This is a genomic window from Olleya sp. KJ81-1, assembly GCF_055808135.1.
The window spans coordinates 678,098-703,272 of the sequence record NZ_CM147854.1; the positions used below are offsets into that span (position 1 = coordinate 678,098).

Below are 25,175 nucleotides of genomic sequence, written 5' to 3' on the forward strand. Positions count from 1 at the left end.
ATAATCGTTATTTAGTTCCTAAATAAAGAGGACCAGCTAATGGTTTAATACCACTATCTTTTATATCTATTACGTAATAATATGTTCCGTTTGGTAACCTTCCTGCAGATCCTACTGAACCGCTTGGGCTTTGACCATTCCAATTGTTTTGGTAATCTCTAGATTCGTAAACAATATCTCCAAATCGGTTAAAGATTTTTATGTCGATAATAAATCCACATTCTTCAACACCACCTACAGTGAAAAATTCGTTATAAGCATCACCATTTGGTGTTACAGCTTTAGAAATCTTTAAATCATCTTCACCACATGGTAAAACGGTACAATCATCATGAATTGTTATTGTTAATTCGAAAGTATTTAAACAACCGTTATTTAAAGTTGTGTATGTGAATACATAATCACCAAGCTCAACTTCTAATGGATCAAAAATACCATCTATTATTGTAACACCTTCAGTTACTGCAACCCATTCTATCGTGTTATCCGAAACTTCTGGTAAATAATCGTATAAATCTATTAAACCATCTTCGATACATTTTTCACCTTCTAAAGGTGTTGTAAAGTTTTCTGTTATCACATTAATTGTATGAGTAATCACATTTTCATTTCCGCAATCATCGGTAGCAGTCCATGTCCAAATGATGTCATAAATCTCTTCTTCGCCAGTAAATGTAGTTGTTTCGTTAAATTCAACTGTCACTGGGTTTAAAGAACAAGTGTCTTCAAAGTCTAATTGTGGTACCTCTGGTACATTAGAACATATTACACTACTTGGTAAATCTAAAATACTTAATAATGCTGGACCAGTTGTGTCTTCTAGAGTAAGTGTAGCAGTTAACTGAGATGTGTTACCACAATCATCAGCTACAGTATAAGTAACGGTAATCGTACCACTAGCACCACAAGTTGACACTAAGTTAGCAAAGTCGTAATCCGACGTTACAGTATTAGTTGGATCAACATCACAAGTATCAGTACCACAAGATTGAAGTGCAGTCATGTTTTCTGCATTCCAAGCATCAGCAATTGTTTGATTATCTGTTCCACCACATTCGATAGTTTCATCAATCACAGTACAAGCAGTTAAGTCAGGACCAGTTGTGTCTTCTAGAGTAAGTGTAGCAGTTAACAGAGATGTGTTACCACAATCATCAGCTACCGTATAAGTAACAGTAATTGTACCACTAGCACCACAAGTTGACACTAAGTTAGCAAAGTCGTAATCCGACGTTACAGTATTAGTTGGATCAACATCACAAGTATCAGTACCACAAGATTGAAGTGCAGTCATGTTCTCTGCATTCCAAGCATCAGCAATTGTTTGGTTATCCGTTCCACCACATTCGATAGTTTCATCAATCACAGTACAAGCAGTTAAGTCAGGACCAGTTGTGTCTTCTAGAGTAAGTGTAGCAGTTAACTGAGATGTGTTACCACAATCATCAGCTACCGTATAAGTAATAGTAATTGTACCACTAGCACCACAAGTTGATACTAAGTTAGCAAAGTCGTAATCCGACGTTACAGTATTAGTTGGATCAACATCACAAGTATCAGTACCACAAGATTGAAGTGCAGTCATGTTCTCTGCATTCCAAGCATCAGCTATTGTTTGGTTATCTGTTCCACCACATTCGATAGTTTCATCAATCACAGTACAAGCAGTTAAGTCAGGACCAGTTGTGTCTTCTAGAGTAAGTGTAGCAGTTAACTGAGATGTGTTACCACAGTCATCAGCTACAGTATAAGTAACAGTAATCGTACCACTAGCACCACAAGTTGATACTAAGTTAGCAAAGTCGTAATCCGACGTTACAGTATTAGTTGGATCAACATCACAAGTATCAGTACCACAAGATTGAAGTGCAGTCATGTTCTCTGCATTCCAAGCATCAGCAATTGTTTGGTTATCCGTTCCACCACATTCGATAGTTTCATCAATCACAGTACAAGCAGTTAAGTCAGGACCAGTTGTGTCTTCTAGAGTAAGTGTAGCAGTTAACTGAGATGTGTTACCACAATCATCAGCTACAGTATAAGTAACGGTAATCGTACCACTAGCACCACAAGTTGACACTAAGTTAGCAAAGTCGTAATCCGACGTTACAGTATTAGTTGGATCAACATCACAAGTATCAGTACCACAAGATTGAAGTGCAGTCATGTTTTCTGCATTCCAAGCATCAGCAATTGTTTGGTTATCTGTTCCACCACATTCGATAGTTTCATCAATCACAGTACAAGCAGTTAAGTCAGGACCAGTTGTGTCTTCTAGAGTAAGTGTAGCAGTTAACAGAGATGTGTTACCACAATCATCAGCTACCGTATAAGTAACAGTAATTGTACCACTAGCACCACAAGTTGACACTAAGTTAGCAAAGTCGTAATCCGACGTTACAGTATTAGTTGGATCAACATCACAAGTATCAGTACCACAAGATTGAAGTGCAGTCATGTTCTCTGCATTCCAAGCATCAGCAATTGTTTGGTTATCTGTTCCACCACATTCGATAGTTTCATCAATCACAGTACAAGCAGTTAAGTCTGGACCAGTTGTGTCTTCTATTGTGATTGTAGCAGTATAAATACTAAAGTTTCCAGTAGCATCTGTAAGAGTATAAGTTACTAGGATTGTTCCACTATTTCCACATGTAGATATTAGATTATTATAATCGAAATCAGATGTTACTTCTATGTTATCATCACAAGCATCAGTAGCACAATTCTCTAAAGCTAATATGTTAGCATTGTCCCAATTTGTTGCTAGTTCTAAGTTATTATCTCCATTACATTCGATAGTTTCATCTAGTATTTCACAACTAGAAGTATCAGGTGGAGTAATATCTTCTATTAATTCAGTTGTTATTTGATCAGTATCAGTTACTGTTTCACCATTAACAATTATAACAGCATTTACTGTTGCTATATTAATTACTTCTGTAGCATCAATATCTATTTGAGTAACTAAATATGTCGCAGTATAGACCCAAGTTTCAGTTGGCTCTAATATATTATTGTTGTTTAGGTCACCAGATATTAATGAAATAGTTACTGCAGGAATAGCATTATCTAATAAAGAATCCGTTATAACAATGTTACCTAATGAAACATTACCAGTGTTTGTAACAGTGAAAGTATAAGAAATAGTTTCATCAATTTCAGTACATTCATTGTCATTATCATTATTGAAAACACCAGTTTTAACAATATTTATTGAGCCCGTTGGAGGACAGAACATTACGTCCGTATTATTTTCATCAATCACGTAAGTATCATTATCAGAAACTTCAGTGTTATTAAGAATCTCATTACCAGTTACTGTTACTGTGTTAGTAATTACACCAGCATCAATATCCGCTTGAGTCACGATGTAGTTAGGAGCAGTAAAGATCCAAGTTTCCGTAGGTTCTAATACACCATTAGTGTTAGTATCACCAGACAGGGTTACATCCGCAGTAATATCACCACCTAATAATGTATCGTTAATAGTTACTGTATTAATAGATACAGTACCAGTATTAGTCACAGTGAAAGTATATGTTACTTCACTATCTAAAGCAAGACACGCATCACCATTAGCAATAGCAGCCGACTTCACGATATTTAAACCAGATGTTGGATCACAGAAGGTAACTTCTGTATTATTTTCATCAATCACGTAAGTATCATTATCAGAAACTTGAGTGTTATTAAGAATCTCATTACCAGTTACTGTTACGGTATTAGTAATTACACCAGCATCAATATCCGCTTGAGTCACGATGTAGTTAGGAGCAGTAAAGATCCAAGTTTCCGTAGGTTCTAATACACCATTAGTGTTAGTATCACCAGACAGGGTTACATCCGCAGTAATATCACCACCTAATAACGTATCGTTAATAGTTACTGTATTAATAGACACAGTACCAGTATTAGTCACAGTGAACGTATATGTTACTTCACTATCTAAAGCAAGACACGCATCACCATTAGCAATAGCAGCCGACTTCACGATATTTAAACCAGATGTTGGATCACAGAAGGTAACTTCTGTATTATTTTCATCAATCACATAAGTATCATTAGCCGAAACTTCAGTGTTATTAAGAATCTCATTACCAGTTACTGTTACGGTGTTAGTAATTACACCAGCATCAATATCCGCTTGAGTCACGGTGTAGTTAGGAGCAGTAAAGATCCAAGTTTCCGTAGGTTCTAATACACCATTAGTGTTAGTATCACCAGATAGGGTTACATCCGCAGTAATATCACCACCTAATAACGTATCGTTAATAGTTACTGTATTAATAGACACAGTACCAGTATTAGTCACAGTGAACGTATATGTTACTTCACTATCTAAAGCAAGACACGCATCACCATTAGCAATAGCAGCCGACTTCACGATATTTAAACCAGATGTTGGATCACAGAAGGTAACTTCCGTATTATTTTCATCAATCACATAAGTATCATTAGCCGAAACTTCAGTGTTATTAAGAATCTCATTACCAGTTACTGTTACTGTGTTAGTAATTACACCAGCATCAATATCCGCTTGAGTCACGATGTAGTTAGGAGCAGTAAAGATCCAAGTTTCCGTAGGTTCTAATACACCATTAGTGTTAGTATCACCAGATAGGGTTACATCCGCAGTAATATCACCACCTAATAACGTATCGTTAATAGTTACTGTATTAATAGACACAGTACCAGTATTAGTCACAGTGAAAGTATATGTTACTTCACTATCTAAAGCAAGACACGCATCACCATTAGCAATAGCAGCCGACTTCACGATATTTAAACCAGATGTTGGATCACAGAAGGTAACTTCTGTATTATTTTCATCAATCACGTAAGTATCATTATCAGAAACTTGAGTGTTATTAAGAATCTCATTACCAGTTACTGTTACGGTATTAGTAATTACACCAGCATCAATATCCGCTTGAGTCACGGTGTAGTTAGGAGCAGTAAAGATCCAAGTTTCCGTAGGTTCTAATACACCATTAGTGTTAGTATCACCAGACAGGGTTACATCCGCAGTAATATCACCACCTAATAACGTATCGTTAATAGTTACTGTATTAATAGACACAGTACCAGTATTAGTCACAGTGAACGTATATGTTACTTCACTATCTAAAGCAAGACACGCATCACCATTAGCAATAGCAGCCGACTTCACGATATTTAAACCAGATGTTGGATCACAGAAGGTAACTTCCGTATTATTTTCATCAATCACATAAGTATCATTAGCAGAAACTTCAGTGTTATTAAGAATCTCATTACCAGTTACTGTTACGGTGTTAGTAATTACACCAGCATCAATATCCGCTTGAGTCACGGTGTAGTTAGGAGCAGTAAAGATCCAAGTTTCCGTAGGTTCTAATACACCATTAGTGTTAGTATCACCAGACAGGGTTACATCCGCAGTAATATCACCACCTAATAATGTATCGTTAATAGTTACTGTATTAATAGACACAGTACCAGTATTAGTCACAGTGAACGTATATGTTACTTCACTATCTAAAGCAAGACACGCATCACCATTAGCAATAGTAGCCGACTTCACGATATTTAAACCAGATGTTGGATCACAGAAGGTAACTTCTGTATTATTTTCATCAATCAGGTAAGTATCATTAGCCGAAACTTCAGTGTTATTAAGAATCTCATTACCAGTTACTGTTACGGTGTTAGTAATTACACCAGCATCAATATCCGCTTGAGTCACGGTGTAGTTAGGAGCAGTAAAGATCCAAGTTTCCGTAGGTTCTAATACACCATTAGTGTTAGTATCACCAGATAGGGTTACATCCGCAGTAATATCACCACCTAATAACGTATCGTTAATAGTTACTGTATTAATAGACACAGTACCAGTATTAGTCACAGTGAACGTATATGTTACTTCACTATCTAAAGCAAGACACGCATCACCATTAGCAATAGCAGCCGACTTCACGATATTTAAACCAGATGTTGGATCACAGAAGGTAACTTCCGTATTATTTTCATCAATCACATAAGTATCATTAGCCGAAACTTCAGTGTTATTAAGAATCTCATTACCAGTTACTGTTACGGTATTAGTAATTACACCAGCATCAATATCCGCTTGAGTCACGGTGTAGTTAGGAGCAGTAAAGATCCAAGTTTCCGTAGGTTCTAATACACCATTAGTGTTAGTATCACCAGACAGGGTTACATCCGCAGTAATATCACCACCTAATAATGTATCGTTAATAGTTACTGTATTAATAGACACAGTACCAGTATTAGTCACAGTGAACGTATATGTTACTTCACTATCTAAAGCAAGACACGCATCACCATTAGCAATAGCAGCCGACTTCACGATATTTAAACCAGATGTTGGATCACAGAAGGTAACTTCCGTATTATTTTCATCAATCACGTAAGTATCATTATCAGAAACTTCAGTGTTATTAAGAATCTCATTACCAGTTACTGTTACTGTGTTAGTAATTACACCAGCATCAATATCCGCTTGAGTCACAATGTAGTTAGGAGCAGTAAAGATCCAAGTTTCCGTAGGTTCTAATACACCATTAGTGTTAGTATCACCAGACAGGGTTACATCCGCAGTAATATCACCACCTAATAACGTATCGTTAATAGTTACTGTATTAATAGACACAGTACCAGTATTAGTCACAGTGAACGTATATGTTACTTCACTATCTAAAGCAAGACACGCATCACCATTAGCAATAGCAGCCGACTTCACGATATTTAAACCAGATGTTGGATCACAGAAGGTAACTTCCGTATTATTTTCATCAATCACATAAGTATCATTATCAGAAACTTCAGTGTTATTAAGAATCTCATTACCAGTTACTGTTACGGTGTTAGTAATTACACCAGCATCAATATCCGCTTGAGTCACGGTGTAGTTAGGAGCAGTAAAGATCCAAGTTTCCGTAGGTTCTAATACACCATTAGTGTTAGTATCACCAGACAGGGTTACATCCGCAGTAATATCACCACCTAATAACGTATCGTTAATAGTTACTGTATTAATAGACACAGTACCAGTATTAGTCACAGTGAACGTATATGTTACTTCACTATCTAAAGCAAGACACGCATCACCATTAGCAATAGTAGCCGACTTCACGATATTTAAACCAGATGTTGGATCACAGAAGGTAACTTCTGTATTATTTTCATCAATCAGGTAAGTATCATTATCAGAAACTTCAGTGTTATTAAGAATCTCATTACCAGTTACTGTTACGGTGTTAGTAATTACACCAGCATCAATATCCGCTTGAGTCACGGTGTAGTTAGGAGCAGTAAAGATCCAAGTTTCCGTAGGTTCTAATACACCATTAGTGTTAGTATCACCAGACAGGGTTACATCCGCAGTAATATCACCACCTAATAATGTATCGTTAATAGTTACTGTATTAATAGACACAGTACCAGTATTAGTCACAGTGAACGTATATGTTACTTCACTATCTAAAGCAAGACACGCATCACCATTAGCAATAGCAGCCGACTTCACGATATTTAAACCAGATGTTGAATCACAGAAGGTAACTTCTGTATTATTTTCATCAATCACGTAAGTATCATTAGCAGAAACTTCGGTGTTATTAAGAATCTCATTACCAGTTACTGTTACTGTGTTAGTAATTACACCAGCATCAATATCCGCTTGAGTCACGATGTAGTTAGGAGCAGTAAAGATCCAAGTTTCCGTAGGTTCTAATACACCATTAGTGTTAGTATCACCAGACAGGGTTACATCCGCAGTAATATCACCACCTAATAACGTATCGTTAATAGTTACTGTATTAATAGACACAGTACCAGTATTAGTCACAGTGAACGTATATGTTACTTCACTATCTAAAGCAAGACACGCATCACCATTAGCAATAGCAGCCGACTTCACGATATTTAAACCAGATGTTGGATCACAGAAGGTAACTTCTGTATTATTTTCATCAATCACGTAAGTATCATTAGCAGAAACTTCGGTGTTATTAAGAATCTCATTACCAGTTACTGTTACTGTGTTAGTAATTACACCAGCATCAATATCCGCTTGAGTCACGGTGTAGTTAGGAGCAGTAAAGATCCAAGTTTCCGTAGGTTCTAATACACCATTAGTGTTAGTATCACCAGACAGGGTTACATCCGCAGTAATATCACCACCTAATAACGTATCGTTAATAGTTACTGTATTAATAGACACAGTACCAGTATTAGTCACAGTGAAAGTATATGTTACTTCACTATCTAAAGCAAGACACGCATCACCATTAGCAATAGTAGCCGACTTCACGATATTTAAACCGTTGGTGGGAGTACAGAAGGAAATTTCAGTATTATTTTCATCAATTACAAAAGTATCATTAGCAGAAACCGAAGTAATTCCATCAGGTTCTAGACCGACAATTGAAACTGAGTTAGTAATCAAACCAGAATCAATATCAGCTTGAGTTACAATATAATTAGGAGCTGTAAAAATCCAAGTTTCACTAGGAGCAAGGAAACCGTCTCCATTAGTGTCTCCTGAAAGTGTTACATCAGCAGTAATATCACCACCTAATAAAGTATCAGTAATAGTGAATGAATTTATTAATAAATCACCAGGGTTAGTAACTGTGAAAGTATAAACTAATATATCGTCAGCAACTATACAAAAATTACCATTAGCATTATATGCTGATTTTACAACATTAAGTCCAGCAACACCATCAACTGTAAGGTACACAGTAGCTTGATCACAAGCTTGAGGCGTTCCGTTATCACAGATAGTGTATACAAAAGAATCCGTTCCTACATAACCAGCATTAGGTGTATACGTAAAGACACCAGTATTAGCATCGATAGTTACCGTTACACCTTGAGCAGTAGTAACTGTAGTTGTAGTAACAGTTTGCGTGTTACCTTCGATATCATTATCATTTTCTAAAACATTACCAGTTAAAGGTGTTGTTGGTGTCGTATTGTAAGCATCGTCATTCGCATTAGTTGTGTTAGGTGTTCCCTCTGGCTGCACAGTAACAGTTACAGTTGCAGTGTCACAAAGCGCAGGCGAAGCGTTATCACAAATAGTATATTCAAAAGTATCTTCACCAATAAACCCATCATTAGGTATATAGGTAATAGTCCCATCAGGATTAACAGTAACGGTTCCGTTATCAGGCGTTGTATTGTTAGTAATAATAATAGGATCAGCATCTGGATCAAAGTCGTTAGCTAAGACCACAATATCCACAGGAGTACCTTCAGGCGTTGTTGCAGTATCAGCATTAGCAATAGGTGCTTCGTTTTCAGGACCACTTTCAGGTAGAACTTCGATAAATACAGTTGCAGTATCACAAGCTTGAGGAGTACCATCATCACAGATTGTGTAAGTAAAAGTATCTTCTCCAGTAAAACCAGCATTAGGCGTATAGGTATAATTACCAGCAGCATCAATAGTTACCGAACCATTAGATGGATTAGTATTAGCAGTTACTGTTTGATTATCACCTTCAAAATCTTCATCGTTAGTTAATACATTACCAGAGACCGCTTGTCCAACAAATGTGTTGTTGATATCAGCGATAGCATCAGTAGTATTAGCAATACCACCAACTGTAAGGTACACAGTAGCTTGATCACAAGCTTGAGGCGTTCCGTTATCACAGATAGTGTATACAAAAGAATCCGTTCCTACATAACCAGCATTAGGTGTATACGTAAAGACACCAGTATTAGCATCGATAGTTACCGTTATACCTTGAGCAGTAGTAACTGTAGTTGTAGTAACAGTTTGCGTGTTACCTTCGATATCATTATCATTTTCTAAAACATTACCAGTTAAAGGTGTTGTTGGTGTTGTATTGTAAGCATCATCATTTGCATTAGTTGTGTTAGGTGTTCCCTCTGGTTGCACAGTAACAGTTACAGTTGCAGTGTCACAAAGCGCAGGCGAAGCGTTATCACAAATAGTATATTCAAAAGTATCTTCACCAATAAACCCATCATTAGGTATATAGGTAATAGTCCCATCAGGATTAACAGTAACGGTTCCGTTATCAGGCGTTGTATTGTTAGTAATAATAATAGGATCAGCATCTGGATCAAAGTCGTTAGCTAAGACCACAATATCCACAGGAGTACCTTCAGGCGTTGTTGCAGTATCAGCATTAGCAATAGGTGCTTCGTTTTCAGGACCACTTTCAGGTAAAACCTCGATGTATACAGTTGCAGTATCACAAGCTTGAGGAGTACCATCATCACAGATTGTGTAAGTAAACGTATCTTCTCCAGTAAAACCAGCATTAGGCGTATAGGTATAATTACCAGCAGCATCAATAGTTACCGAACCATTAGATGGATTAGTATTAGCAGTTACTGTTTGATTATCACCTTCAAAATCTTCATCGTTAGTTAATACATTACCAGAGACCGCTTGTCCAACAAATGTATTGTTGATATCAGCTATAGCATCAGTAGTATTAGCAATACCACCAACTGTAAGGTACACAGTAGCTTGATCACAAGCTTGAGGCGTTCCGTTATCACAGATAGTGTATACAAAAGAATCCGTTCCTACATAACCAGCATTAGGTGTATACGTAAAGACACCAGTATTAGCATCGATAGTTACCGTTATACCTTGAGCAGTAGTAACTGTAGTTGTAGTAACAGTTTGCGTGTTACCTTCGATATCATTATCATTTTCTAAAACATTACCAGTTAAAGGTGTTGTTGGTGTTGTATTGTAAGCATCATCATTTGCATTAGTTGTGTTAGGTGTTCCCTCTGGTTGCACAGTAACAGTTACAGTTGCAGTGTCACAAAGCGCAGGCGAAGCGTTATCACAAATAGTATATTCAAAAGTATCTTCACCAATAAATCCATCATTAGGTATATAGGTAATAGTCCCATCAGGATTAACAGTAATGGTTCCGTTATCAGGCGTTGTATTGTTAGTAATAATAATAGGATCAGCATCAGGATCAAAGTCGTTAGCTAAGACCACAATATCCACAGGAGTACCTTCAGGCGTTGTTGCAGTATCAGCATTAGCTATAGGTGCTTCGTTTTCAGGACCACTTTCAGGTAGAACTTCGATATATACAGTTGCAGTATCACAAGCTTGAGGAGTACCATCATCACAGATTGTGTAAGTAAACGTATCTTCTCCAGTAAAACCAGCATTAGGCGTATAGGTATAATTACCAGCAGCATCAATAGTTACCGAACCATTAGATGGATTAGTATTAGCAGTTACTGTTTGATTATCACCTTCAAAATCTTCATCGTTAGTTAATACATTACCAGAGACCGCTTGTCCAACAAATGTGTTGTTGATATCAGCGATAGCATCAGTAGTATTAGCAATACCACCAACTGTAAGGTACACAGTAGCTTGATCACAAGCTTGAGGCGTTCCGTTATCACAGATAGTGTATACAAAAGAATCCGTTCCTACATAACCAGCATTAGGTGTATACGTAAAGACACCAGTATTAGCATCGATAGTTACCGTTATACCTTGAGCAGTAGTAACTGTAGTTGTAGTAACAGTTTGCGTGTTACCTTCGATATCATTATCATTTTCTAAAACATTACCAGTTAAAGGTGTTGTTGGTGTTGTATTGTAAGCATCATCATTTGCATTAGTTGTGTTAGGTGTTCCCTCTGGTTGCACAGTAACAGTTACAGTTGCAGTGTCACAAAGCGCAGGCGAAGCGTTATCACAAATAGTATATTCAAAAGTATCTTCACCAATAAATCCATCATTAGGTATATAGGTAATAGTCCCATCAGGATTAACAGTAATGGTTCCGTTATCAGGCGTTGTATTGTTAGTAATAATAATAGGATCAGCATCAGGATCAAAGTCGTTAGCTAAGACCACAATATCCACAGGAGTACCTTCAGGCGTTGTTGCAGTATCAGCATTAGCTATAGGTGCTTCGTTTTCAGGACCACTTTCAGGTAGAACTTCGATATATACAGTTGCAGTATCACAAGCTTGAGGAGTACCATCATCACAGATTGTGTAAGTAAACGTATCTTCTCCAGTAAAACCAGCATTAGGCGTATAGGTATAATTACCAGCAGCATCAATAGTTACCGAACCATTAGATGGATTAGTATTAGTAGTTACTGTTTGATTATCACCTTCAAAATCTTCATCGTTAGTTAATACATTACCAGAGACCGCTTGTCCAACAAATGTGTTGTTGATATCAGCGATAGCATCAGTAGTATTAGCAATACCACCAACTGTAAGGTACACAGTAGCTTGATCACAAGCTTGAGGCGTTCCGTTATCACAGATAGTGTATACAAAAGAATCCGTTCCTACATAACCAGCATTAGGTGTATACGTAAAGACACCAGTATTAGCATCGATAGTTACCGTTATACCTTGAGCAGTAGTAACTGTAGTTGTAGTAACAGTTTGCGTGTTACCTTCGATATCATTATCATTTTCTAAAACATTACCAGTTAAAGGTGTTGTTGGTGTTGTATTGTAAGCATCATCATTTGCATTAGTTGTGTTAGGTGTTCCCTCTGGTTGCACAGTAACAGTTACAGTTGCAGTGTCACAAAGCGCAGGCGAAGCGTTATCACAAATAGTATATTCAAAAGTATCTTCACCAATAAATCCATCATTAGGTATATAGGTAATAGTCCCATCAGGATTAACAGTAATGGTTCCGTTATCAGGCGTTGTATTGTTAGTAATAATAATAGGATCAGCATCAGGATCAAAGTCGTTAGCTAAGACCACAATATCCACAGGAGTACCTTCAGGCGTTGTTGCAGTATCAGCATTAGCTATAGGTGCTTCGTTTTCAGGACCACTTTCAGGTAGAACTTCGATATATACAGTTGCAGTATCACAAGCTTGAGGAGTACCATCATCACAGATTGTGTAAGTAAACGTATCTTCTCCAGTAAAACCAGCATTAGGCGTATAGGTATAATTACCAGCAGCATCAATAGTTACCGAACCATTAGATGGATTAGTATTAGCAGTTACTGTTTGATTATCACCTTCAAAATCTTCATCGTTAGTTAATACATTACCAGAGACCGCTTGTCCAACAAATGTGTTGTTGATATCAGCGATAGCATCAGTAGTATTAGCAATACCACCAACTGTAAGGTACACAGTAGCTTGATCACAAGCTTGAGGCGTTCCGTTATCACAGATAGTGTATACAAAAGAATCCGTTCCTACATAACCAGCATTAGGTGTATACGTAAAGACACCAGTATTAGCATCGATAGTTACCGTTATACCTTGAGCAGTAGTAACTGTAGTTGTAGTAACAGTTTGCGTGTTACCTTCGATATCATTATCATTTTCTAAAACATTACCAGTTAAAGGTGTTGTTGGTGTTGTATTGTAAGCATCATCATTTGCATTAGTTGTGTTAGGTGTTCCCTCTGGTTGCACAGTAACAGTTACAGTTGCAGTGTCACAAAGCGCAGGCGAAGCGTTATCACAAATAGTATATTCAAAAGTATCTTCACCAATAAATCCATCATTAGGTGTATAGGTAATAGTCCCATCAGGATTAACAGTAACGGTTCCGTTATCAGGCGTTGTATTGTTAGTAATAATAATAGGATCAGCATCAGGATCAAAGTCGTTAGCTAAGACCACAATATCCACAGGAGTACCTTCAGGCGTTGTTGCAGTATCAGCATTAGCAATAGGTGCTTCGTTTTCAGGACCACTTTCAGGTAGAACTTCGATGTATACAGTTGCAGTATCACAAGCTTGAGGAGTACCATCATCACAGATTGTGTAAGTAAACGTATCTTCTCCAGTAAAACCAGCATTAGGCGTATAGGTATAATTACCAGCAGCATCAATAGTTACCGAACCATTAGATGGATTAGTATTAGCAGTTACTGTTTGATTATCACCTTCAAAATCTTCATCGTTAGTTAATACATTACCAGAGACCGCTTGTCCAACAAATGTATTGTTGATATCAGCTATAGCATCTGTACAGTTAGAAAGAATTTCTGCAGATAAAGTAGTAGAACATTCATTAGCGTCTAATATTATTATAGAGTAATTACCCGCTGCTAAATCATTTATCGTAGCGTTTGATGTATATGTTGTACCACCATCAATAGAGTATGTATAAGGTAAAGAACCTCCAGAAACAGCAATATTTATAGTACCTGTAGCTTCTGTTGAACATAAAATATTAGTTACAGAATCAATTGATGCAGTTAAGACAGGTTGATTTACAGTGATAACTTGAGTGTGAGATGTTGTCAAATCACAAGCATCCGTAGCAATCCATTCTCTTGTTATTGTTTGGTTTCCGGTACAAATATCTCCAACAATTTCTTCATTAAAAGTAACTATGGCATCTCCACAATTATCAGTAGCTGTTAAAACAGCAGCATCAGGAATATTACTTCCATCTACTGTAATATTATTAGGTAAAGTCTCGACAAAAGTAGGAGGTGTGGTGTCCTGAACATTTATGGTCAAAGTTCTTGTTGTCTCATTTCCGCAATCATCGGTTGCAATCCAAGTTCTTTCTAATGTATAAGTATTTGGACAATCTCCATCAGTTCTTATTTCGTTAAAAGTAACAGTTGTATCGCTACAGTTGTCAGTAGCTGTAAGTACTTCCGCATCTTCTAAATCACTACATTCAATTGTTATTTCATCTGAAATAGTGCTAGGATTTGTGTAATTTGAAATACAAGCAAACTCTATATTGTGTTGTCTTCCAGATCCTGAGACATTAGCTTTTCTTGCAACAACACCTACTCTAAATTTAAATGAAGATGTATTTGTGTTTCTAGTTGTAATATTTGCTTGTGGATATGTATTAGTAACACCTGTATACTCAGTTGTTCCAGCTGTTGCCACAATCCAAGGACCTTCTTCTGTAATAGTTAAGTCAGTTGGGTCATTTACGGTATAGCTATTTGTAAATTGTGTCCAATTTACTTCTCCAAAATTTGTATTTCCATCGATATCACTATAAGTAGTATAAAACTCGGCTATAGGTGTTGGTTGATTATTTGAATTGTCTATAAAATCTATTTGATACTCAACGTAAGCTCTATCTCCATTATTAGCTATACTAAATGCAGTTCTTGGTCTAAAAGAGTCAACACTACCACTTGAATTGTCATCTAATAATGGTACAGTTGTATTTACAGTTGCTAAAATTGTAATAATAGCGTCTACACCAGGCGAAACATTAGTGAATCTAAATTTTTCACCTTGTAAAAAAGTATTATTATTTCCGTCACCTAAAACTTCTGTATAATTTGAGAAACTTAAAACTGGCACACCAACGCAAGATGGTTGATCATTATTATTGTCAGCAGGAAATCCATCAAATGTTGGGCCAACCGTATCTTCTATAGTAAAAGTAGCTGATGTTGTAGACGTGTTTCCACAAGCGTCTGTTGCAGTAAATGTAACAGTAGTTGATCCTGTAGTTCCACAATCATCACTAAGTCCAGAATAATTATTTGACCATGTAACTGCTCCACAAGTATCTGTTGCTGTAGCACTACCGTTAGTAGCTAGCCAATTATTAAAAGCATTTTGACTGTTTTCGTCACATTGCACTGTAAAATCAAATGCATTCGTGTCTAAAAAAGGAGGGGTTGTATCTTGTATAGTTATTATTTGGTTTAAAGTAGAAGTTATGCCACAAAAATCTGTCATGGTAAACGTTCTTGTAACTTCAATCGGACAACTATTTTGTGTTATTACATCTTTATAAGTTATACTAGCAATATTATCTGAATTAGTTGTTGTATAACCAGTTACTGTATTAAATGTACTTATTATATTTCCTGATTGCGTTGTGCTGTAAGGGAAAACTGAATTACTAGCGTTTATATTATTGGCATTACAACCAGAAATAGTATTTGTAGCTGGAACGGAATAGGTAGGATCAGAAATTGTAACGTTAGTAGCATTAGTGTTTTGGCAGTTAGTATTTGTATCTAAAACTAAAACTGAATGATTACCAGTTGATAAACCATTAAAAACAGGTGATGATTGAAAAGCTCCGTTATCTACAGAGTATTGATATTGAGAACCTAAAGGAGAATCCACTATAATAGAATAGTCATTGACACCATTACAATCAATATCTGCTACAGCAGCAGGAGGTAAAGGGTTGTAAGTCAAGGTGATCGTAGCGCTATCACAAACAGACTGGTTTGGTGCAGGAAGACAAACTTGATATTGAAATGTTACGTTACCAGTGTATCCATTGGTTGGAACATAGCTAAATGAACCATTGCTAGGATTAAAAGTAAAGGATTGTCCCGCTGGACTTGGACCAGAAATTATTGAATAGGAAGAGTTTGATGGTGCATTAGCTATATCGCTTAAATTACCTTTATATTCTGTATTAATACATTCTTGAAGGTTATCATCTACAGCATATTTTTGAAGTAGAAAAAATTTACCATCACCATGATCTCTAGTTGCTCCAACAAATTCGATTTTAGTTATTTTAGAACCTTGAGGTGCAATAGAGTTTAAATAAAATAATCCAACTCCAATAGTCTGCCCATTTTCATTACAACGTCCAGATTTCCAATAATCAGAGTTATTAGCTGGAGGTCCAAAAGTACAGTTTCTATAATCACCTGAATTTCTAACAAAAGTGTTACCCAATTGCTGTTCGCTTCCACCTCCTGGAGGTATTCCCCAAACTTCAACATAAAAACAGTTATTACCACCTCGTTCTGTAACCGCTAAAATACCACCTTGATTAGATGGTATTGGATTACTATAAAATATTGTTTGTCTTTGAGCATTAGTAGATTCTGCTTGGCTAAAATTAGAACAAATGTTTTGTCCATTAGAGCTTGAAGAAAAATAATGATTCAAGTTTTTATCTTGAAATGCACTTAGTGCTTTAGTATTCCAGTTAGGATCATTACTTGTACTCGCTAATGTTCCTCCATTAGAAAAAATCTTGTTAGCATTATTTCCATCAGGACCTAAGATAGTCATCTCGTAAGAGGTAGGTACAACAAATGTACTGTAAACAGAACCATTTATTGTAACAGACTTAATAGTGGCAGGATTGTTTATCCCAGCATTTTGATTATCAAACCACTGAAAAGTAACACCTGACTGAATAGAAGGTGATTGCGTTTGCGATTTTGCAATAAAGCTAATTAAAAGGACTCCTAAAATTAGTAACCTTTTTGTGTAATTTGTTTTCAATATATTCAAAACTTAATAGTTTAATATTCTATTTTTAATATAAATTTATCGCAAGAAAATAGCTGCCAACAACTTACTATTGGCGCAAAGGTTAAAAAGAGAATCTATTGTTCTCATAGTATAAACTTATTTTACTGCGTTAAATTTTATATTTTTAACTATTCATAAAAGCTAAAAAATTGCTACAGTTTAAGGGAGGTTTATCAAAAATGATAATTGTAGGTTTTTTTTATTTACTCTATATTCAGGGATCAAAATTAATTAATAGCATAGCAAAAGAAGCACGATTTACACATCAAATCAAATAAATATGTTATAGCACCTATAAAACCGATAAATGGTATTTTAAAAAACAATAAACGAAAATTAAAGCACTTAAACGACAATCATGAGCAAAATTATACAATTTATTAGACATGCCAAATCTTCTTGGCAATTTAATGTGCCAGATCACGATAGACCATTAAAAAAAAGAGGTGTTAAAGATGCTAATTTGGTTTCTAATCACTTAAAAACTAATTTCATAAAGCCTAACTTAATTTTAAGTAGCACTGCAAACAGAGCAAAATTAACAGCTTTGCTTTTCGTCGATGTTTTGGATTTGAAAAACATACAATTTCAGCAAAAAAAAACACTTTATGATTTTTCTGGAGACTCAGTTTTAGAGGTCATAAATAACTGTGATGATAACGTTAATGTTTTGATGGTTTTTGGGCATAATCATGCCTTGACAAATTTATGTAATTCTCTAGGTAATACAAGCATTGACAACGTTACAACCTCAGGTTTTGTGCAAATAGAATTTGATCAAAATTTATGGAAAAACATAAAAAATGGTAACACTACAAAAATTGTCTTCCCAAAACATTTAAAATAGACAATCTAATTAGATATATTTGTAGTAAATTTTGCTGTAAATGACTAACCATATTATTGATAATAAATACATAAACAGAGAGTTAAGTTGGCTACAATTTAACCATCGTGTTTTACAAGAAGCTGCTGACGAGTCTGTACCTTTGATTGAAAGACTTCGTTTTTTAGGGATTTTTTCTAATAATCTAGACGAATTTTTTAAGGTTAGATACGCAACCGTTAAACGTATCGATTACGCTGGTAGAGCTGGTAAAAGCCAGCTTGGTGGAATAAAAGCTTCTGAGTTGTTGGAGATTATTACCAACATAGTTATAAAGCATCAAACCGAAAGTTTAAAGATTTTAAGTGATATTCAAAAAAAGTTAGAAGCAGAGAATATCTTCATTTTAAGAGAATCTAAAATCACAAAAGCTCAAAAACAATACCTTAGAAAGTACTTTTTAGAAAAGGTTAGTCCAGCTCTTGTTACCATAGTTTTAAATACCGAAATCAAGTTACCTAATCTTAAGGATAGTGCAGCTTATTTAGCGGTAAATATGCATTTAAAAGATGGAGAAAATCAATACGCTTTAATTGAAATATCAAAAAATATGGATCGATTTATCGTGTTGCCAAAAGTTGGCGATACTGATAATATAATCATGTTAGATGATTTACTGAGACTATTTTTAAACGATATTTTTAACATCTTCGAGTATAACAAAATTACTGCTCATATGATTAAAATCACTAGAGATGCCGAGTTAGATTTGGATAGTGATTTGACTAAAAGTTATATGGAAAAAATCAGTGATGGTGTAAAAGAAAGACAAGAAGGTGAGCCAGTACGATTTGTTTACGATAAAACCATTGATAAAAAAACTTTAGAGTTTTTAATGGACAAAATGGGTATTGATAATACAGATAGTATTATTCCAGGAGGTCGTTACCATAATCGTAGAGATTATATGGACTTTCCTAGCTTAGGACGTACCAACTTACTGTACGATAAAATAGTCCCATTACCAGTAAAAGGTTTAAGTCTAGAAGGTAGTATTTTTGAAACGATTGCTAAAAAAGACTATTTACAATACGCACCTTATCATACGTTTTCATACGTAGTAAAATTTTTAAGAGAAGCAGCTTTAGATCCTCAGGTTAAAGCTATTAAGATTACTATTTACAGATTAGCTCAAATTTCTCATGTAGCCAGTTCCTTAATAAACGCTGCCAAAAACGGTAAAAAAGTAATGGTTTCTATGGAGATTCAAGCACGTTTTGACGAAGAAGCTAATATCGCTTACGCGGAACAAATGCAGCGTGAAGGTGTACAATTAATATTTGGAGTACAAGGTCTTAAAGTGCATAGTAAAATGTGTATTATTGAAAGGGAAGAGGACAAAAAAATAAAACGATATGGTTTTATAAGCACTGGTAACTTTAACGAGTCTACAGCCAAAATATATACAGACTATACTTTGTTTACTGCTAATCAAAGAATACTTAAAGACGTCAATAAAGTGTTTAACTTTTTTGAAGTTAATTATAAAATTTACAGATTTAAACATATAATTACATCACCTCATTACACAAAAAATAAGTTTTTTAATCTTATAGATAAAGAGATTAATAATGTTAAAGAAGGTAAACCTGGTTATATAAAGCTTAAAATGAATAGTATATCTAACTATCCAATGATAGATAAACTATACGAAGCAAGTCAAGCAGGAGTTAAAATACAAATGATAGTTCGTGGGATTTGTTGTTTAGTGCCAGGCGTAAAAGGTATAAGTGAAAACATAGAAGTAATAAGTATAGTCGATAAATTTTTAGAGCACACAAGACTTTACGTATTTTGCAATAATAACAACCCTCTAGTTTATATATCTTCTGCAGATTTTATGACCAGAAATATCGAAAACAGGGTAGAAGTAAGCTGTCCTATTTATGATAAAGATATAAAAGAAGAATTGATTGATACGTTTCATATTTGTTGGAATGATAATGTTAAAGCTAGGATATTAAATAAAGCACAAAACAACACCTACAAGCGTAACGATAAACCAAAGTACAGAAGTCAATTTGAAGCTTACAATTATTTAAAAAATAAATTAGATGCTTAAAATCCAAAAATATGCTGCTATAGACATTGGATCCAATGCTGTTAGATTATTAATATCTAATATTGTTGAAGAAAAAGGTAGTGATACAAGATTTAAAAAAAGTTCGTTAGTAAGGGTTCCAGTGCGTTTAGGTGCAGATGTTTTTATAAATGAAGAAATATCGGAAAACAATGTACATCGTATGCTACAAACCATGCAAGCTTTTAAATTACTTATGGAAACCCATGGTGTAGTAAAATATAAAGCGTGTGCAACTTCTGCAATGCGTGAAGCAAATAATGGTAAAGATGTTGCCAAATTAATTAAGAAAAAAACAGGAATTCAGATTGATATTATTGAAGGTGAAGAAGAAGCAGCTATTATAGCAGCTACAGATTTACAATCGTATATTGATGTAAATAAAAACTATTTATATGTAGATGTAGGAGGTGGTAGCACTGAATTTTCTGTAATTGTCAAAGGCGAAAAAATAGCCTCTAAATCATTTAAGATAGGTACTGTTAGACTACTTAATGATATGGTTAAAAAGGAAGCTTGGATTGAGTTAGAACAATGGATTAAAAAGCAAACCACAACTTATGATAAGATTGAGGTTATAGGTTCTGGTGGTAACATTAATAAAATATTTAAAGTGTCTGGAAAAGCTATGGGCAAACCGTTGTCTTACTTTTATTTGACGTCTTACTACAATATGTTACAAACGTATTCATATGAAGAGCGTATCTCCATATTAGATTTAAATCAAGATAGAGCAGACGTTATTATTCCTGCTACACGTATATATCTGTCTGCCATGAAGTGGAGTGGAGCAAAAGATATTTATGTACCAAAAATAGGATTGGCAGACGGAATCATAAAAAGTATGTATAATGATACCGTTTCTAGCCATACAAAGTTAAAATAATACACTTTATCTATTTATTACTTTCTATTACTTAAAAAAAATTATATTTACTTTTACAAAACTTAACTCAAAAAAACCAACTAAATTTTTCAAAATATGAAAAAAACTATTTTACTATTAACGTTTGTATTAGCTTCTTTTTACGGATTTTCTCAAGACGCTTTGTATGGTGTAAGAGCTGGATACAATATTTCTAATTTAGATTTTGATCCTGAAGTACCAACAGGTGTAGAAAATGCACATAGAAATGGATTTTTTATCGGATTTTTTGGAGAGTATAGTCTTTCTAAATCTTTTTCTTTTGCACCAGAAATTCAGTTTTCTGCCGAAGGAGCAAAAGACCAAGAATTACGTATTAACTACATTCAAGTACCATTATTTTTTAAATATAAGATAGGTAATAAATTAGCAATAGGTGTAGGTCCTCAAGCTAGTTTAAAAGGTCATTCTTATGAGGATGGATTACAAAATTTAGGTTTTTCTGCTTTAGGAGGATTAGAGTATATGATTTCTGACGAGTTTTTTATTGACTTCAGATATTCTTACGGATTAACTAATGTTATTGATGATAACGCGATTGGTTTAGAAGCTAAAAACACAAATATGCAAATAGGTTTAGGAGTTAAATTCTAATGCCTTCATTAACAATATAAAAAAAAGCCAATTCTATTAGAATTGGCTTTTTTTTATAGCTTTTAATTAATCATGTTAACCATGAATAGTTTCTTTTTTACTTAGATTAACCATTATTTCAGCTTCAAACTCAAGTAAATCATTCCACTTTTTATCGACTTCTTTACGGTCGCCATATTGTCTTGCAAAACCTAAAAACATGGTGTAATGATTAGCTTCACTGACCATTAATTTTCGGTAAAATTCTGCTAAAGTTTTATCTTCCAATTCTTCAGATAACAATCTAAAGCGTTCACAACTTCTAGCTTCGATTAAAGCAGCATAAAGTAACCTGTGGACTAATTGTGTTGTTCTACTTCCTCCTTTAGGAAAAAAGGTTATCAGTTGTAAAACATAGTCATCTTTGCGGTCACGACCTAAAACCCATCCGTTTTTAAGTATTAAATCATGAACCATTTTAAAATGGCTAATCTCTTCTTTAACTAAGGCTACCATTTCTTGTACTAATTCTGTATATTCCGGAAAACTAACAATTAATGAGATAGCAGTACTAGTTGCTTTTTGTTCGCAATAGGCATGATCCGTTAAAATGTCTTCAATGTTTTTTTCTACAATATTTACCCATCTTGGATCGGTTGGTAATTTTAGTCCTAGCATAATTTTGTTAGTTGTTAACTCTTTCTTTCTATGGTATAATCGCCAAGTGTATTAATTGCTATGCTGTAAGTATTACAATCTTTAGTGTTTGGTATGCATTGTGAAGCAATTAAATGTAAAGTGTTAGTTTGTAAAGATTTTAATTGGTCAACATAAATTTCAGTATTAACGTAGTTCATACTATTTTCTAATAAAAATTGTTCATTAATATTATTTTTGAAAATAATTTTATCGTTTTTAAAAACTTCAATTTCTGAAATTACTTCTCTGAAATAGTATTTAGACTTTATGACGTTTTCTGAGGTATAACCTAAAACAGAATGATTCATATCTGTATAATTTTTAATTTTAACCCTATAGCCATTACTTAAAATAGTATCAGTGGTAGATTCTGTATACGCTTCCGGAAAAAAGGTTGCTTGTGTCTTATAGGATTGTAGCATGTTACTTTCAGTAAGTAATTGTGTCTTGGATTTTTTAACACGATCACGTCCATCACAACTTAAAAAGGCGACAATTACAACAAGTAATATTACTGCTAATTTATTCATGATTAAACATCTAAGTCAAAGGTTTTACGTAGCAGCTCTAAGTTAGGGTTTTTTTCTTTAAGCTTTTCATATTTTTCAATAGGTGTATAAGCGTATTTAGTATCTAACTCTTCATTAACGTTTATATCTAAAGCAATGTCGTAGTTTTTTAAGTTTTTTCTTAAATAGGACATCAAGTCAAAGGATTGTCTTTCGACTTCAACTTTATTTGTAGCGTTTGGAAACGTCAATTTAATTGAAAATCCATCTTCTGCCAACGTTGGTTTATCAATAGATAGGATAGAGGCTAAATTAAATTTACCTTCTTTTTCTATTTGATGTACAAAAGCATTCCAAACTTCAGTTAATTCATCTTGATTAAAAGGTTCTCTTGGTAAATTTTCCTCATCAACAACAACATCTAATTGTTTTATTTGATGTTCTTTTTTAGCTCTAATACTTTTTAAGGATAAACCTGAAGTTCTTTTTTTACTAGAAGCAATACCATTTTCCAAGACAATTTTAGGTTTGGTTGGTTCTGCTTGCTTTTGTAATTCAGGATTAACTTTTGTATTGTTTTGTTGAGATACAGATGTGTTTTCAACATGAACCGGTTTTACAACCTTAATAGGTTTAATTCCTATTTTTTTAAAGTATGAAGGTGGTATTATGAACCGACTGCTATTTTTTTCTCCATCAAAAGTGATAGAGGCAAGTTGCATTAGTGTTAGTTCAACTAACAGTCGTTGGTTTTTACTGCTTTTATATTTTAAATCGCAGTCATTAGCTAGATTAATACCTTTTATTAAAAAGTCTTGTTCTGCTTTTTTAGATTGCTCTAAATATTTATTTTTAGTATCATCTCCAACTTCAAGTAACTCAATAGTTGATGGATTTTTGCAAACTAGTAAATCTCTAAAATGAGAGGCTAAACCTGCTATATAATGATGTCCATCAAAACCTTTTGCCAACGTTTTATTAAATTGGATTAAAAGTTCTGGAATTTTGTTTTCTAAAATGTAATCTGTACTTTCAAAATAGGTTTCGTAGTCTAAAACATTTAAATTTTCTGTAACCGATTGTCGTGTCAGGTCTTTACCAGAAAAACTTACAACTCTATCAAAAATAGATAAAGCATCACGCATAGCTCCATCCGCTTTTTGAGCGATAATATGTAAAGCATCATCTTCAGCATTTATACCTTGCTCTTCAGCGATGTATTTTAAATAATTTTTAGCATCCTTAACAGTTATACGTTTGAAATCAAAAATTTGACAACGCGATAGTATCGTTGGTATAATTTTATGTTTTTCTGTAGTTGCTAAAATAAAAATACAATGTTTTGGTGGCTCTTCTAATGTTTTTAAAAAAGCATTAAAAGCAGCTTGAGATAACATGTGGACCTCGTCAATAATATAGACTTTATATTTTCCAACTTGTGGCGGAATCCTAACTTGGTCTGTTAAGTTTCTTATATCGTCTACCGAGTTGTTTGAAGCAGCATCTAATTCAAAAATATTAAACGCATAGTCTTCTTCACCTGTTTCGTTACCATCACTATTAATCATTTTAGCCAAAATACGTGCACAACTTGTTTTTCCAACACCTCTTGGTCCTGTAAAAAGTAGCGCTTGTGCTAAATGATTATTTTCAATAGCATTAAGTAAAGTATTAGTAATAGCAGTTTGACCTACAACATCCTTAAAGGTTTGTGGTCTGTATTTTCTTGCTGATACTACAAAATGCTCCATGACTAATTATTGAACAACAAATTTAAAAAATAGCAGGTTAATTAGGAAGTCTTAGCCTTGATTTTATTTATAGTTATCAACAAATTTAAAATACAGGTAATGGTTAAAACTATTTAAAGTTTCTAGCTTTAAAAATGTTTAGTTTGTTGTAATTTTGCAGCAGTAAATCGCCTTATCGCTTTAAATTAATTTTAAAGAGGAAAGTCCGGACACCATAGTGTAATCATAGTGGCTAACAGCCATCCATCGAGAGGTGAGGAAAAGTGCAACAGAAAGTATGTACAGGTCATGCTGTAGTGAAACCAGGTAAACTCTATGAGGTGCAATACCATGTATACTAACGTTTGAGCGTGCACGCGCGATTGTTAGAGGGTAGGTAGCTAAAGCGTGTTGGTAACAGCAAGCTCAGATAAATGATAAGGGCTCTTTAGGGAGTACAAAATCCGGCTTATAGATTTACTTATTTATAAAAAAAACCATCTATTATAGATG

Annotated in this window: 8 protein-coding genes and 1 other RNA gene; 5 read left to right on the top strand and 4 right to left on the bottom strand. The window is 34.5% G+C overall.

From position 1 onward, the window contains the following. Nucleotides 1-7: 7 nt before the first annotated feature. The gene (locus AC0L3M_RS03200; RefSeq protein WP_473431811.1) at nt 8-17,230 is read right to left on the bottom strand and encodes an Ig-like domain-containing protein; all 17,223 of its coding nucleotides are present in this window, start codon (nt 17,228-17,230) and stop codon (nt 8-10) included. Between the two features lie 388 nt (nt 17,231-17,618). On the opposite strand from AC0L3M_RS03200, the gene AC0L3M_RS03205 reads away from it, so the two are divergent. The 4 genes from AC0L3M_RS03205 to AC0L3M_RS03220 all read left to right on the top strand — a co-directional run bounded on the left by AC0L3M_RS03205 (nt 17,619) and on the right by AC0L3M_RS03220 (nt 21,745). Continuing rightward, nucleotides 17,619-18,107, top strand: a complete 489-nt coding sequence (locus AC0L3M_RS03205) for a SixA phosphatase family protein (RefSeq protein WP_473431812.1) — start codon at nt 17,619-17,621, stop codon at nt 18,105-18,107. Nucleotides 18,108-18,147: 40 nt separating this feature from the next. Next, on the top strand, nt 18,148-20,208 hold the full coding sequence (ppk1, locus tag AC0L3M_RS03210) for a polyphosphate kinase 1 (RefSeq protein ID WP_473431813.1): 2,061 nt from the start codon (nt 18,148-18,150) through the stop codon (nt 20,206-20,208). Then, nucleotides 20,201-21,112 (top strand): Ppx/GppA phosphatase family protein, encoded by a 912-nt coding sequence (locus AC0L3M_RS03215; RefSeq protein ID WP_292946019.1) that lies wholly within the window; start codon nt 20,201-20,203, stop codon nt 21,110-21,112. Before ppk1 ends, AC0L3M_RS03215 begins: the two co-directional genes overlap by 8 nt. A gap of 96 nt (nt 21,113-21,208) precedes the next feature. Beyond that, nucleotides 21,209-21,745 (top strand): porin family protein, encoded by a 537-nt coding sequence (locus AC0L3M_RS03220; protein ID WP_473431814.1) that lies wholly within the window; start codon nt 21,209-21,211, stop codon nt 21,743-21,745. Nucleotides 21,746-21,820: 75 nt separating this feature from the next. Here AC0L3M_RS03220 and AC0L3M_RS03225 read toward each other — a convergent pair whose 3' ends face one another. From AC0L3M_RS03225 to dnaX, 3 genes are read right to left on the bottom strand one after another with little or no spacing between them, the layout of a single operon-like run. Then, nucleotides 21,821-22,402, bottom strand: a complete 582-nt coding sequence (locus AC0L3M_RS03225; RefSeq protein WP_473431815.1) for a MiaE family protein — start codon at nt 22,400-22,402, stop codon at nt 21,821-21,823. 14 nt (nt 22,403-22,416) lie between these two features. Beyond that, nucleotides 22,417-22,953, bottom strand: a complete 537-nt coding sequence (locus tag AC0L3M_RS03230) for a hypothetical protein (protein ID WP_473431816.1) — start codon at nt 22,951-22,953, stop codon at nt 22,417-22,419. A 2-nt stretch (nt 22,954-22,955) separates the two neighbouring features. After that, entirely contained in the window at nt 22,956-24,683 is a 1,728-nt protein-coding gene (dnaX, locus tag AC0L3M_RS03235) for a DNA polymerase III subunit gamma/tau (protein ID WP_473431817.1), read from the bottom strand. 159 nt (nt 24,684-24,842) lie between these two features. On the opposite strand from dnaX, the gene rnpB reads away from it, so the two are divergent. Beyond that, an RNA gene (rnpB, locus tag AC0L3M_RS03240) (RNase P RNA component class A) lies at nt 24,843-25,150 on the top strand. Nucleotides 25,151-25,175: the final 25 nt, after the last annotated feature.